General features: G+C 72.0%; 2 protein-coding genes. One reads left to right on the plus strand and one right to left on the minus strand.

The features are described from left to right. Window positions 1-214: SDR family NAD(P)-dependent oxidoreductase (locus BIV01_RS12795; protein ID WP_139199350.1), on the minus strand; the 214-nt coding region annotated here is incomplete at its 3' end. A 68-nt stretch (window positions 215-282) separates the two neighbouring features. Here BIV01_RS12795 and BIV01_RS12800 point away from each other — a divergent pair. Continuing rightward, window positions 283-726: TetR family transcriptional regulator (locus BIV01_RS12800; RefSeq protein WP_071303085.1), on the plus strand; the 444-nt coding region annotated here is incomplete at its 3' end.

The following is a 726-nucleotide window of genomic DNA, read 5'->3' on the forward strand; positions in this document are numbered from 1 at the left end:
CGGCGACGTCGCCGACGACGGTCTCAACGTCGAGGTCGGCGGCGTCGACGAGTTCGGCGCGCAGCACATCGAGCCGTTCGGCGACGACGTCGGTGGCGATCACCCGTCCGCCCTCGTTCGCGATGCGCGTCGCCGTGGCGCGTCCGATGCCGGAACCCGCTCCGGTGACGATGATGGTCCTGCCGGTGAACCGTCCGGCGGTGGTGTCGGTCATGTCGTCTCCTCACTGAGAGGCGCTCGCTGCGCCACCACAGTTGTAGCACTCAGTGCCGAAAGGAATCCATGAGCTCGACGAGCGACCGGCCGACCGGACGCCCGCGGACGATCGACCCCGCCGCGGTGTCGCTCGTGGCCCTGCGGCTCTTCGACGAGCAGGGCTTCGACGCCGTCTCGATGGACGACGTCGCGACGGCCGCCGGGGTCAGCCGCCGCTCGTTGTTCCGGCTCTTCCCGAGCAAGGCCTCGCTCGTGTGGGGCGGCCTCGACGAGTTCGCGGTGCGCTTCACCGACGAGCTCCGCCTCCGACCGGCGTCCGAGTCCGCGTGGGTCGCGCTCCGCGCCGCGTACCGGGTCGGTGCCACGTTCCCGGACGACTCGATCGAGATCACCCGCCACCGCCTGCGGGTCATCCGCGCGAACCCCTCCCTCGAGCGCGGCGGGGAGGCCGCGTCCACGGCCCTGACCGGGGTGATCGAGCTGTTCGTGGCCGAGCGGGACGGCGGCTCG

It is taken from the genome of Curtobacterium sp. MCBA15_013 (assembly GCF_001865095.1).
In the GTDB taxonomy this organism is placed as follows: Bacteria; Actinomycetota; Actinomycetes; order Actinomycetales; family Microbacteriaceae; genus Curtobacterium.